At 35.4% G+C, this 13,725-nt stretch carries 8 protein-coding genes; 5 read left to right on the top strand and 3 right to left on the bottom strand.

From position 1 onward, the window contains the following. Positions 1 to 54: 54 nt before the first annotated feature. The gene (locus DET63_RS23430) at positions 55 to 777 is read right to left on the bottom strand and encodes an amino acid ABC transporter ATP-binding protein (protein ID WP_088293259.1); all 723 of its coding nucleotides are present in this window, start codon (positions 775 to 777) and stop codon (positions 55 to 57) included. Between the two features lie 210 nt (positions 778 to 987). On the opposite strand from DET63_RS23430, the gene DET63_RS23425 reads away from it, so the two are divergent. After that, a complete protein-coding gene (locus tag DET63_RS23425; RefSeq protein ID WP_113938001.1) occupies positions 988 to 2,280 on the top strand; it encodes a methyl-accepting chemotaxis protein in 1,293 nt (430 codons plus the stop codon). A 30-nt stretch (positions 2,281 to 2,310) separates the two neighbouring features. Here the strand turns inward: DET63_RS23425 and DET63_RS23420 are convergent, their stop codons facing one another. Beyond that, positions 2,311 to 3,645 carry an FAD-binding oxidoreductase gene (locus DET63_RS23420; RefSeq protein ID WP_113938000.1) on the bottom strand — a complete coding sequence of 445 codons (1,335 nt, stop codon included), beginning with the start codon at positions 3,643 to 3,645 and terminating at the stop codon, positions 2,311 to 2,313. 349 nt (positions 3,646 to 3,994) lie between these two features. Between DET63_RS23420 and DET63_RS23415 the strand changes: the two genes are divergently transcribed. The 4 genes from DET63_RS23415 (at position 3,995) to DET63_RS23400 (ending at position 11,426) form a co-directional block, all read left to right on the top strand. Beyond that, entirely contained in the window at positions 3,995 to 5,659 is a 1,665-nt protein-coding gene (locus DET63_RS23415; protein ID WP_113937999.1) for a glycoside hydrolase family 13 protein, read from the top strand. A 202-nt stretch (positions 5,660 to 5,861) separates the two neighbouring features. Then, positions 5,862 to 7,499, top strand: a complete 1,638-nt coding sequence (locus DET63_RS23410; protein ID WP_113937998.1) for a PTS transporter subunit IIBC — start codon at positions 5,862 to 5,864, stop codon at positions 7,497 to 7,499. Positions 7,500 to 7,503: 4 nt separating this feature from the next. Then, complete coding sequence (locus DET63_RS23405; RefSeq protein ID WP_113937997.1) at positions 7,504 to 8,295, top strand: endonuclease/exonuclease/phosphatase family protein; 792 nt, start codon at positions 7,504 to 7,506, stop codon at positions 8,293 to 8,295. A 305-nt stretch (positions 8,296 to 8,600) separates the two neighbouring features. Then, the gene (locus DET63_RS23400; protein WP_113937996.1) at positions 8,601 to 11,426 is read left to right on the top strand and encodes a YhgE/Pip domain-containing protein; all 2,826 of its coding nucleotides are present in this window, start codon (positions 8,601 to 8,603) and stop codon (positions 11,424 to 11,426) included. A gap of 41 nt (positions 11,427 to 11,467) precedes the next feature. On the opposite strand, the gene topB is transcribed toward DET63_RS23400, so the two are convergent. After that, positions 11,468 to 13,657: a DNA topoisomerase III gene (topB, locus tag DET63_RS23395; RefSeq protein ID WP_113937995.1), complete on the bottom strand. Its 2,190-nt coding sequence runs from the start codon at positions 13,655 to 13,657 to the stop codon at positions 11,468 to 11,470. Positions 13,658 to 13,725 lie beyond the last annotated feature (68 nt).

Below are 13,725 nucleotides of genomic sequence, written 5' to 3'. Positions count from 1 at the left end.
AATTAGTTGTGCACCGTATGGATGTATTTCTTTTCATTTGAAACAGAAGTTACATTATAAAACGTTGCGTAAAAATTGCTTTGCCCGTTCATGCGATGGAGCGGAAAAAAATTGCGCTGGTGAAGCATCCTCTACAATTTTCCCGTCATCCATAAAGATAACGCGATCAGCCACATCTCTTGCGAAATTCATTTCATGAGTAACAATAATCATGGTCATTCCTTCTTCAGCAAGTTCTTTCATAACTTGCAATACTTCTCCAACAAGTTCAGGGTCTAAGGCTGAGGTAGGTTCATCAAATAGCATAATTTTAGGGTTCATAGCAAGAGCTCGTGCAATCGCAACGCGTTGTTTTTGACCACCTGAAAGTAAGTGAGGAGTTACATCCGCCTTATCTTGTAGGCCGACTTTTTGTAGGAGTTGATTACCAACATCCTTCGCGTCTGCTGTCTCTAATTTTTTTACGTGAATAGGTGCTTCTATGATGTTTTCTAGTGAGGTCATATGAGGAAAGAGGTTAAAGTGTTGAAAAACCATACCGACATTTTCACGGACTTTGTTTAAATTTGAATGCTTCGGATCAATTCGCTCACCTTGTAAGTGAATTTCACCTTCATCGTACATTTCTAAAAAGTTAAGACAGCGAAGTAATGTACTTTTGCCGGAACCACTGGCACCGATTAAAACAACAACTTCTTTTTCTTTTACTTCTAAATCAATTCCTTTTAAAACATCAAGTGAGCCGAATGATTTTACTAGATTTCGAACTTGAATCATACAAAACCCCCAGTCAAAAATATATTTTACAAATGTTGCCCCTTATTTCTGTTATTAGTCATAAATTGTCAGAATCCTTTATTTTTTTGACGGAATTTGATATTCAAGGGAATTATGATTTTTAAAATCTCTATATCTTTCTATAACGAAAATATGGATAATGATATATAGGTAGCACTTATATTGCTTATAAGAAGGGGGAAAGAAGAGATGGAAAAAGAAAGGAAGACATTTTCCTTTGGCTTACGTACACAACTTATGCTATTTACTACAGTTTTAGCTTTAATTACATATTCAACAAGTTTATTTTTTATTTACGTTATATATGATTATTTTCAAAGTTATGTAAGTCAAACTGTTTATAATATTATCGTTATGTTATTAGGTGTAGTATGGTCTGGAATTTTAGCGTATGGGGCAGCAATATTTTTAATTAAACCACTTCGAAAGTTGGAAGAAGCAGCAAGGAAGGCGGCCGATGGCGATATTCGTGAAGATGTCCCGTTACCAAAAACGGATGATGAGATTAAATCTTTAAGTGTTGCATTTAATATGATGCTCGAGAACTTAAGAGGTATGGTAAAAAATATTGATACTACATTTTCGTATACAAATAATCAAGTTCAGCAAATTAGAAGACAAACAGGGGAAGCGACAAAGCAAGCACGCGGTGTGTCTGAAACTCTTGCAGAGATTTCTTCCGGTGCCGAGCAATCAGCAGCATCGATTCAAGCGATCGTTTCTACTGTTGATACAACGACTTCTATTGCAAATGAAGTAGAAGGAAAAGCAAAACAGTCTGACGAGTTGTCTTCAGAAATGGTTCAAGCTTTAGGACAAAGTACACGTGTCTTTACTTCTTTAATTCAAGGTATTCAAACATTGGCGAGAGAAAATGAAGATTCGATGGAAAATGTACAGAAATTAGAAGAGCGAATGAAACAAGTTGAACATATTGTTTCTGTTGTGAGTGAGATTGCTAGTCAAACGAATTTATTAGCACTCAACGCTTCTATTGAGGCAGCTCGTGCAGGAGAGCATGGAAGGGGCTTTGCGGTTGTAGCAGAAGAAGTACGTAAACTTGCTGATGAAAGTGATCATTCCGCAAGAAACATATCGCAGTTATTACGGGATATGCAAGATGAAGTACAGCAAGTCGCATTGAAAATGACAGAGCAGGTGAAGACAGCTAAAGAAGAGGCGAAACGCGGAGAAGCTACAGAATTAATTTTAAAAGAAATGTCATCAAGTATTATGGAAGTAGCCGATGCAACCAAGCAAATTAGTAGTTATATGAATGAACAAGCGAGTCACATTCATCAAACAGGAGCACAAACAAAGGCTGTAGCAGCAATTGCGGAAGAAACGTCAGCTGGTTCACAAGAAGTGGCACGTGTGACATTACAACAGTCTAAAAATATGATAGCAATCGATCAATTATTAAAAGACTTAGAGAAGCAATCAGCGGATTTAAAACAAACAATTGAACGATTTTCAATGTAAAAAGGAAGAACAGAACTCTGTTCTTCCTTTTTACATATGGAAAGGAGGAATGCTTTGTTGAAAACGAAAAACATTACAAGGGTCATATGCTGTCTTCACTTTACGCAACCTTTGAAAATTAGAGCCATAATAACTAGTTTGCCAATTTTTTATGTCGATATCGGGCCAATTGACATAGTCTCCTAGTGTGTAAGGATCTAAGCTTTCTCTTAAATCTTTAACCCAGCGTATATTTCGATTTTCTTCATCGTTGCATTTCCAAGAAGTAATATATTCTTGAGCAATAATTGCCTTACGGTGGAAATAAGCTGTTTCATTAGGCGAAATGTTTTCCACAGCACCTACGAGTGATTGGTGCCAAATACTCGCATCTTTATTTGGTGCATGAGAAAGAAAATATTGTAAGATTTGAATGCCTTTAAGAGGGATTGGTTTATATACGTAGGAACCAGAGCGTTTGAATTTTTCAGGAATATTTCCGCTATTAAAGAATTGAACAGCCTTTATATACGGGACTTCATCTATAAAGAGAGAAGGATTACCAGTTTCAAGAAGAGGAGATAATAGATGATAGAGTTCAGGAGGAGAGCCGACAAATTCACCTTTCACCTCGATTTTATTTCGTTGTTTAGAGAATAATTCAATTGATGAAGTGAGGCGTTCATCTATATAAGGTGCCCAGTTTTGCCAAGCTTGAAATGCAGCAATAAAGTCTTTCCATTCCCATGTAAGTGAGAAAATTGATACGTTTTTAATAGGGTGGACTCGAAAGGTTAAGGAAGTAACAATTCCGAAATTTCCACCACCACCGCCACGGCATGCCCAAAATAGGTTAGGGTTTTCTTGTTCATTTGCACGAATGATTTTTGCACCAAATTTTCCGCACGCTTGTACCATTTCGACTTCTACTAATTGATCACATGTTAGTCCAAATAAGCGTGAAAGCATGCCAATGCCACCGCCGAGTGTTAGCCCCACAATTCCGACACTTGCACTTGTGCCAGCTGGTATTGTAACACCGTATTTCCAAAGTTCTTTATACACAGTGCCAAGATGTGCACCCGCTTCAATTGTTGCTGTTAATTTTCCTGTACTAACCGTAATTTGCTTCATTTCACTCACATCAATAATAAGCCCGCCATTTAAAAGAGAGAAATTTTCATAGCTATGTCGTCCACTTCTTAAGCGAAATGGTATATGACGCTCACGTGCCCATTTTAAGGCGTTACACACATCATTTTTATTTTGACAAAAAACAATAATACAAGGAAATTTTGGAATGCTTAAATTTAAATTTATTCGGGCTATGTCATACCCAGGATCCGAGGGAACGATGATACGACCAGTTAATTTTGTTTGTTTCAATTTATATCTCCTTTCTGAAATAATATGAGCTCGTATTAGTATATGAAGAGTGTATTTAACACGCATGGACGAGAAGAAGAGAAGAGTTAGATTTATCCCGTTATTTGCGAGAAGTAAGACAATCGGGCTGCTCGTAAAAGCTCGATTGGTAAAGGCTAATAATCAACGGGGAATGGACACCTCCTTAACGATTAAAGTTTCACTTTATCTTTGTGAGAAATAAATAAGGCATAAGGAAACTACATAGAGTTCAATGAAAACAGTTGCAAACTATTCATATTTTGTTATGATAGTGTTACGAAAACGTTTGCATAAAAAATCCGATGGGATGCAAAAGGAGAGAATTAGTATGAATAAGACATGGTGGAAAGAAGCTGTCGCTTATCAAATTTATCCACGTAGCTTTATGGATTCAAATGGTGATGGTATTGGAGATTTACAGGGGATTATTGCAAAGCTGGATTATTTAAAAGATCTAGGTATAGATGTAATTTGGATTTGTCCAATGTATAAATCACCTAATGACGATAATGGTTATGATATTAGTGACTATCAAGATATTATGGATGAATTTGGTACGATGGAAGATTTTGATATGCTACTAGATGAAGTTCATAAGCGTGACATGAAGCTTATTATTGATTTAGTTATTAATCATACAAGTGATGAACATCCATGGTTTATTGAATCAAGTTCTTCTAAAGACAATCCGAAGCGTGATTGGTATATTTGGCAGGATGGGAAAGACGGGACGGAACCAAACAATTGGGAAAGTATTTTTAATGGTTCTGCATGGGAGTATGATGAAGTAACAGAACAATATTATTTACATTTATTCTCGCGTAAACAACCAGATTTGAACTGGGAGAATAAAGAAGTTCGTGAAGTGTTATACGATACAGTTAATTGGTGGCTTGATAAAGGGATTGATGGTTTCCGTGTTGATGCAATTAGTCATATTAAAAAAGAAGATGGCCTCAAGGATATGCCAAATCCAAAAGAATTAAAATATGTACCATCTTTTGATAAACATATGAATGTGGACGGTATTCAACCTTTATTAGAAGAGTTAAAAGAAAACACATTCTCTAAGTACGATATTATGACTGTTGGTGAAGCAAATGGCGTTAAGATTGAAGATGCTGAGCTTTGGGTTGGAGAAGAACAAGGTAAATTCAATATGGTATTCCAGTTTGAACATTTAAGCTTATGGGATGCAGAAAAGAAGAAAGACCTTGATGTTGTAGGATTGAAAAAAGTATTAACGAAATGGCAAAAAGGATTAGAAAATAAAGGATGGAACGCTTTATACATCGAGAATCACGATAAGCCACGTATCGTTTCAACGTGGGGAGATGATAAACAATATTGGCGTGAAAGTGCAACAGCTCTAGGAGCGATGTATTTCTTTATGCACGGTACACCGTTTATTTATCAAGGACAAGAAATTGGTATGACAAATGTTCAGTTACCAAATATTGAAGATTACGATGATGTAGCAATTAAAAATTTATATCGAGAGAAAATTGCAGAGGGCGTATCACATCAAGATATGATGGAAATTATATGGGCTTCTTGCCGCGATAATTCACGTACACCTATGCAGTGGAATGATGAAATGAATGCTGGCTTCACAACAAGTACACCTTGGTTTAGCATGAATCCAAATTACAAAGAAATTAATGTTGAAAAGCAAAAAAATGAAGAAAAGTCTATTTTCAATTTCTATAAGAAAATGATTGCCTTGAAAAAAGAGCACGATGTACTGAACTACGGTACGTACGATTTACTTTTAGAAGACGATCCACAAATTTATGCATATACACGTACGTTACAGGATGAAAAAGTCATTGTAATTAGTAATATCTCAAAAGAGGAAGCTGTGTATAATGCGAGTTTATTCGCATTAGAACGCAAACGTTTGCTTTTAAATAACTATAAAGTTGCGGAACATGAACAAATAACTACAATCACGTTAAAACCTTATGAAACAAGGGTTTATCGCATTTCATAATGAAAAAGGATGCTCCTTGAGCATCTTTTTTTATGAAAAAAAATAAATTTCTATTGCAATGTGAAAACGCTTTTATTAAAATAGATTTATGAAAACGGTTGCGTAAAGAGAAAAAAGTAACATAAGGAATCGTTTTCATAAGAGAAACAGAAATTATAATTTAAATCATTATGTTGTTATAAATAAAGGGGAGGAAGAACAGATGAAAATTACGTCTTTTGATTTTTGGCAAAAGTTCGGGAAAGCATTATTAGTGGTTGTAGCTGTAATGCCAGCAGCTGGTTTAATGATTTCGATCGGTAAGTTAATTGGGATGTCTGCTGGGGATATTAACGCAGTTCATACAATTGCTCGAGTAATGGAAGACATCGGTTGGGCAATTATTACAAATCTACACATCTTATTTGCAGTAGCAATTGGGGGATCTTGGGCGAAGGATCGTGCAGGTGGTGCATTTGCAGCACTGTTAGCATTCGTCTTAACAAACAGAATTACAGGAGCTATCTTTGGCGTAAACGCTCAAATGTTAGCGGATTCAAAAGCGACAGTTTCTTCATCATTAGCAGGTGATTTACTTGTAAAAGATTATTTCACTTCTGTACTTGGTGCACCAGCATTAAACATGGGAGTGTTCTTAGGGATTATTACAGGTTTCTTAGGAGCTACTTTATATAACAAATACTACAATTATAATAAACTGCCACAGGCACTAGCATTCTTTAATGGAAAACGATTCGTACCATTCGTTGTAATTGTTTGGTCTACAGTCACTGCGATTGTATTATCACTTGTATGGCCATTTATCCAAAGTGGATTAAATGAATTTGGTCGCTGGATTGCAGCATCTAAAGATAGTGCACCAGTTATTGCACCGTTTGTATATGGAACGTTAGAACGTTTATTATTACCATTTGGATTACATCATATGTTAACGATTCCGATGAACTACACAGAGCTAGGTGGAACATATACGATGTTAACTGGCTCAAAGGTTGGACAAATTGTAGCGGGACAAGATCCGTTATGGCTTGCATGGATTACAGATTTAAATAACTTATTAGCAAATGGAGATACGAAAGCATATAACGATTTATTAAATAACGTTGTACCAGCTCGTTTCAAAGCTGGACAAGTTATCGGCTCAACGGCAGCGTTAATGGGGATTGCGTTTGCGATGTTCCGTAATGTTGATAAAGAAAAACGTGCAAAATATAAACCAATGTTCTTATCAGCTGCATTAGCAGTATTCTTAACAGGTGTAACAGAACCAATTGAATTCATGTTCATGTTTATTGCACCAGTATTATATGTTGTGTATGCAATTACAACAGGACTTGCATTCGCATTAGCAGATTTAATTAATTTACGTGTTCATGCATTTGGATTTATTGAGTTAATTACACGTACACCAATGATGATCAATGCAGGTTTAACGAGAGATTTAATCAACTTTGTCATTGTTTCATTAGTGTTCTTCGGCCTTAACTTTACGTTATTCAACTTCTTAATTAAAAAATTCAATTTACCAACGCCAGGGCGTGCAGGTAACTATATTGATAATGAAGATGAGTCAACAGAAGGAACAGGAAATGTACAAGATGGTTCATTAGCAACAAAAGTTATTGATTTATTGGGCGGAAAAGATAATATTGCTGACGTGGATGCTTGTATGACACGTTTACGTATAACAGTAAAAGATTTAGATGTTGTTGCACCAGAAGCACAATGGAAACAAAATGGTGCTTTAGGACTTATTGTTAAAGATAAAGGTGTACAAGCCGTATATGGCCCGAAAGCTGACGTATTAAAGTCAGACATTCAAGATATGTTAGGTGCGTAATAATATGAATTTGCTAACTTTAAATTGTCACTCTTGGCAAGAAGAGAATCAAATTGAAAAAATAAAGTATCTTGCTAAAGCAATTCAAGAAGAAGATTATGATGTGATCGCATTGCAAGAAGTAAGTCAGTCTATACAAGCTGAAAATGTATGCGGTAACAAGAAAAAAGATAATTTTGGGCTTTTACTGCTAGAAGAGTTAAGAGCACTAAATGTAAAAGAATACAATATTATTTGGGATTTCTCTCATATTGGATATGATGTGTACGAAGAAGGATTAGCAATTATAACAAAGCACAACATTGTAAAGGAAGATACGTTCTTTGTCTCAGAAAATAAGGATACAACGTATTGGAAAACACGCAAAATTGTAAGTGCAACAATTGCTTATAATGATAAGAATATAACGCTTTATTCTTGCCATCTCGGTTGGTGGAATGATGAAGAAGAATCATTCAAAGACCAAGTTGATCGTTTAATGGAGCGTGTAAATAGCAATGAACTTTCCTTCTTAATGGGTGATTTTAATAACAATGCTCGTTTGGAAGGAGAGGGTTATGAGTATACGATGCAAAAAGGTTTATATGACACATATGAACTAGCGATAAAGAAGGATGAAGGAACAACTGTCCAAGGTGAGATTGCTGGTTGGGATGAAAATAAACAAAACTTACGAATCGACCTAATATTAAGCAATCAAAGTAAAACAGTTACTTCTTCAAAAGTCATTTTTAATGGAACAAATCGAAATGTAATTTCTGACCATTTCGGTGTAGAAGTACAATTAGATATATAATAGAAGAAACCCTCACAGATAATGAAAAGCTGGGAGGGTTTTTTGATAAATACAAGTATTCCCAAGAGAAAATACTTGTATTTTTTATGACATTTCCTATATATTTGTTATTATTGAATGTAAAACTAATTTGGTCATTTTGTATGCATACTTTTTTTACTTCGTTATATAATGAAGTAAGTGAAATATTTAATGGGAAAAATAGTATGTTTTCGTTTAATCCACGATGTAGAAAGTGATATAATTACAAAATGTATGTATCATTTTCTAAAGAAGGAAAAATATATAATTAGGTGATAACTTTTATGAAACAAATTTGGCGTATTTATAAGACAGATTTACGGAATGTAGCCAAACATTGGGCTGCAATTGTTATTGTTTTAGGGTTAATGATTTTACCATCGTTATATGCATGGTTTAACATTAAAGCTTCTTGGGATCCTTACGGAAATACGAAAGGAATCCAAATTGCAGTTTCTAACCAAGATGTTGGATCAAATTTAAGAGGGAAAGATATTAACATCGGGGAAGAAATTGTAGATTCACTTAAGAAGAACAAAAATTTCGGGTGGAAGTTTGTTGATGAAAAGCAAGCAATTTATGGAGTAGAGCGTGGAGATTATTCCGCAAGTATTACTATTCCAAAAGATTTTTCTGAAAAGATTGCAACGGTCTTGAATGAAAATCCACAGAAACCAGAACTTGATTACTATGTAAATGAAAAAGTAAATGCGATTGCACCGAAAATTACAGCTAAAGGTGCATCGGGTCTTACAGAAGAGGTTAGTAAAAACTTTGTTAAAACAGCAAACGGTGAGATTTTTAAAATCTTCAATGACCTTGGAATCGATTTAGAAACTAACTTACCGAGTATTGAGAAGGTCAAGGATCTCGTATTTAAGTTAGAAGCACAGTTCCCAGAAATGAATACACTTGTGGATAAGGCATTAGATGATGCGACTCGGGCAGAAGATGTTGTGAAAGTAGCGCAGAAAGAGTTGCCAGTTGTAGAAAGTGTTATTAATGATGGGCAAGAAGCGTTAGGGAATTTAGATAAGTTCTTTGCAAACAACGATCAAACATTGCAAAATGCACCTGGGACGATACGAAATCATTTAACAACGGCTAAAGATGTAATGGACAAAGCAAATGCTGTTACGAACTTTTTAATGAACCCAGGGGTAGACCTTTCTGGTATGAAGGGATTACCTGAGTTTCCAGCGCGTCCGGATCTTTCAAAGTTGAATGATGAAGGTTATAAAAATATTGCAAGAAATCTTAATCAAACAGTGAATAATGTTTTAAACTCGGCGCGTGCAGGAACATCATACGGGAAAAGTGTTGTAAACGGATTACAAAATGGCCAGTTCGATCCAGAAAAGGCAAAGCAAGATCTTAATGCGGTTTCTGAGAATCTTCAAGGTCGTACGGATAGTATTGTGTATCTTATTAATGTATTTACTGAACTTCAAAAATCAGCGACGACTGATTTTGGTCAAAGCTTCTTCCAAGGGCGAGTGGATCGCTTAACTAGTCTTAAAGGCAAAATGGAAAATGCAAACAACGGTATTAAAGATATTGTAAATGTTATTGGCACAGGACAAGAAGTAAAGAAAGATGTAACAGATGCAGCAAATCAAAAATTAGATGCAGCAAATGGATTAATTGATCAAGCTGAAAAAGATTATAATGAAACATTTGTAGCAGATTATAAAAAGGCAGTTAGCACAGTTGATCAAGCGAAAGCTGATGCAAATGAAACATACGATACTGTGAAAAATGAATATGATAAGGCAAAAAATACTTTTGAAGGTGTTATAGCAGACGTAAATAATAGAGGTGTTAATGGATTAGATAGCACAAAAGTAGCTTTAAACGATTTAAATGGTCAATTAAAAGCTACTAAGAATCTAATTGGTGATGCGATTCCGGTTCTAGAAAGCACAAATAAGGTATTAGCAGATGTAAATAGTGGCAAAAACCTTAATAATGGAATTGCAAAATTGAATAAAGCACAAAATACTGTTCAAAAAGGTATAGATGCAACGAATAAGGCAACTACACTAATTAACAATGGACAGAAGCCTACAAAAGAGGTTGTAGAAAGTATTAATGAAGCAACTAAAAATGCTTCAGCTCAATTAGGAGATTTCTTAGCAACATATGATTCAGAAATTGTTCCAAACTTTAACACAGCAATTGCTCGTACAAAAGAGATGTCTAAAAATACATCTCAAATTTTAGGCGAGGCAGATAAGAAGCTTCCAGATGTAAAAAAATTACTTGAAGATTCATCAAAAGGCTTAGTAGATGGTCAAAAGAAAATTGCAGACATTAAAGCTGAAATGCCGGAGACTGAGAAAAAGATTAAAGAATTAGCAGATAAAATTCGTGATTTTGAATCTGAAGAGGATATAAAAGACATCATACGCTTATTAAAGAATGATGTTGAAAAGCAAAGTGACTACTTTGCAAATCCAGTAAATTTAAAAGAGAATAAATTATTTGCAATGCCGAACTACGGTTCAGCAATGTCACCATTCTATACAGTGCTTGCATTATGGGTAGGCGCATTATTAATGGTTTCATTATTAACGGTAGAAGTACACGAAGAGGGCGCGAATTATAAGAGCCATGAAGTTTACTTCGGACGTTTATTAACATTCTTAACGATAGGTCTTTCACAAGCGTTTATCGTATCAATGGGAGATATATTCTTACTCGGTACGTACGTAGTCGATAAGTTCTGGTTTGTGTTATTTAGTTTATTTATTGGGGGAGTCTTTGTTTGTATCGTATACTCACTCGTTTCTATTTTCGGAAACGTTGGGAAATCGATGGCGATCATTTTACTTGTACTGCAAGTAGCAGGATCAGGCGGAACATTCCCAATTCAAATGACACCACCGTTCTTCCAAGCGATTTATCCGTTCTTACCATTCACATATGCAATTAGTGCAATTCGTGAAACAGTTGGCGGAATGCTTTGGGATATAGTAACTAGAGATTTACTTGTGTTAAGTGTTTTCGTAGTAGTTATGATTGTTGCTGCGTTATTACTGAAAACACCAATTAACAAATCAAGTGAAAAGTTTGTTGAGAACGCAAAAGGAAGTAAAATTATTCATTAAAAATAAAAGGTTCCTACCGATAGCGGTAGGAACCTTTTTGTTTAATCAAATTTTAATTTCTTTAAAGCTTCTGCGAACGGATTATTTAATGGTTCTTCTTCTTTGTTCTGCTGTTTCATATATTTTTGAACGTCGCGTTTATCAGCTTTGCTGCCGGATTCTTTTTTACGTCTCTCTTGGAATGTAGAAAGTTTCTCACGATAGCCACATTTACATGCGAAAATTTGGCCTGCTCCTTCACCACGAAGTTCTAGTTTCTTTTTACACTGAGGACAGCGTGCATTTGTAGTGCGGGATACATTTTTACGGTGACCACATTCGCGATCTTGGCATACAAGCATTTTACCTTTTTTACCGTTTACTTCTAACATTGGTTTACCACAGTCTGGACAAGACTTCGTTGAAATGTTGTCGTGTTTATATTTCTTATCACTCGATTTAATTTCAGCAACAATTTCTTTCGTATAGTTCTTCATTTCTGAAATGAATACTTCTTTCTTTAATTTTCCTTTAGCGATAGCTTCTAACTTTTGCTCCCATTCACCAGTTAGTGTAGGAGATTTCAGTTCTTCCGGCACTAAATCAAGTAACTGACGGCCTTTTGAAGTAATGTGAATATCTTTACCACGTTTTTCAAGCAAGAACGAATTGAATAACTTGTCGATAATATCAGCTCGTGTAGCTACAGTACCTAATCCACCAGTTGACTTTAACGTGTCAGCAAGTTGTTTGTTTTGCGTATCCATGTATTTTGTTGGGTTTTCCATCGCTGAAAGTAATGTTGCTTCATTAAAACGTGCAGGTGCTTTCGTTTGCCCTGATGTTTGGACAATTAGTTTTATGTTTAATGTATCGCCTTTTTCGATGCGAGGTAAGATTTGTTCTTTTACATCATCGCTTGCATCATCATCTTCAAATCGATTTTCATAAACCTCTTTCCAACCAGCATGTAAAATCGTTTTTCCGCGTGCGATGAACGTTTCATCACCAATTTTCGTGCGCAATGTTAGTTGTTCATATTCAAAGGCTGGGAATAAAACAGCTAAGAAACGTTTTACAACTAAGTCATAAATTTTACGTTCTTTATCTGTGAAAGCTGAGAAGTTTACATAGCTCTCTGTTGGAATAATTGCGTGATGATCGCTTACTTTACTATCATCAACAAATGATTTGTTAGATTTTACAGGTTTCTGCAATACTTTATGTGCTAAAGGACGGTATTCTCCAACTCCGCAAGCCTTCAGACGCTCTGGAAGTGTGCCGACAATATCAGATGAAATATAGCGTGAATCTGTACGAGGGTACGTTAAAACTTTATGCTGTTCATATAATTTTTGCATAATGTTTAATGTTTCTTTCGCAGAATAACCAAATATTTTATTCGCATCACGTTGTAGTTCAGTTAAATCGTAAAGACCAGGGGCGAACGATTTCTTTTGTTTTTTATCAATGTCTACAACAGTAGCATGTTGCTTACTAATTTTGTTCACGATTGCATCAGTTTTTTCTTTATTAAAGCTACGGCTATTTCCTTTTGTATCTTGCCAAGTTAGCTTTAATCTCTCAGCTGTTTGAGCTTCGATACCATAGTAAGTTTGAGCTTTGAAATGTTTGATTTCATCTTCACGGCTTGCAATCATGGCTACAGTAGGTGTTTGAACACGACCACAATTTAGTTGGGCATTAAAGCGAGTAGTTAATGCTCGAGTCGCATTAAGTCCGATATACCAGTCAGCCTCTGAACGTGCGACAGCTGAAGCGTATAGATTGTCATATGCTTTTCCTGGTTTTAAATTTGCGAAGCCATCTTTAATTGCTTTATCGGTAACAGATGAAATCCATAGACGTTTAATCGGTTTCTGCATTTTAACTTTATCGATAATCCAGCGTGCGACCAACTCCCCCTCACGACCGGCGTCAGTAGCTATAATGATTTCATTTACATCTTTTCTAAGAAGCTGACTTTTTACAGCGTTAAACTGTTTCCCTGTTTGTTTAATAACGGTTAGTTTTAAACGCTCCGGTAGCATTGGTAAATCTTCTAAATTCCACTGTTTATATTTCACATCATAGCTTTCTGGATCAGCTAATGTAACAAGGTGACCTAAAGCCCAAGTAACAATATATTTACTACCTTCAAGATAGCCGTTCCCTTTTTTATCACATTTCAGTACACGTGCGATATCACGTGCAACAGAAGGTTTTTCAGCAATTACAATACTTTTTGCCATGTTTAAAAACATCCTTTCAAATTTCCATACGTTAAATATAGCATACATCTTTGTTCTATTCAGTCTTG

The sequence above is a fragment of the Bacillus sp. DB-2 genome, assembly GCF_003315125.1.
Classification (GTDB): Bacteria; Bacillota; Bacilli; order Bacillales; family Bacillaceae_G; genus Bacillus_A; species Bacillus_A mycoides.
This window is presented reverse-complemented; position numbering and strand designations above follow the sequence as displayed.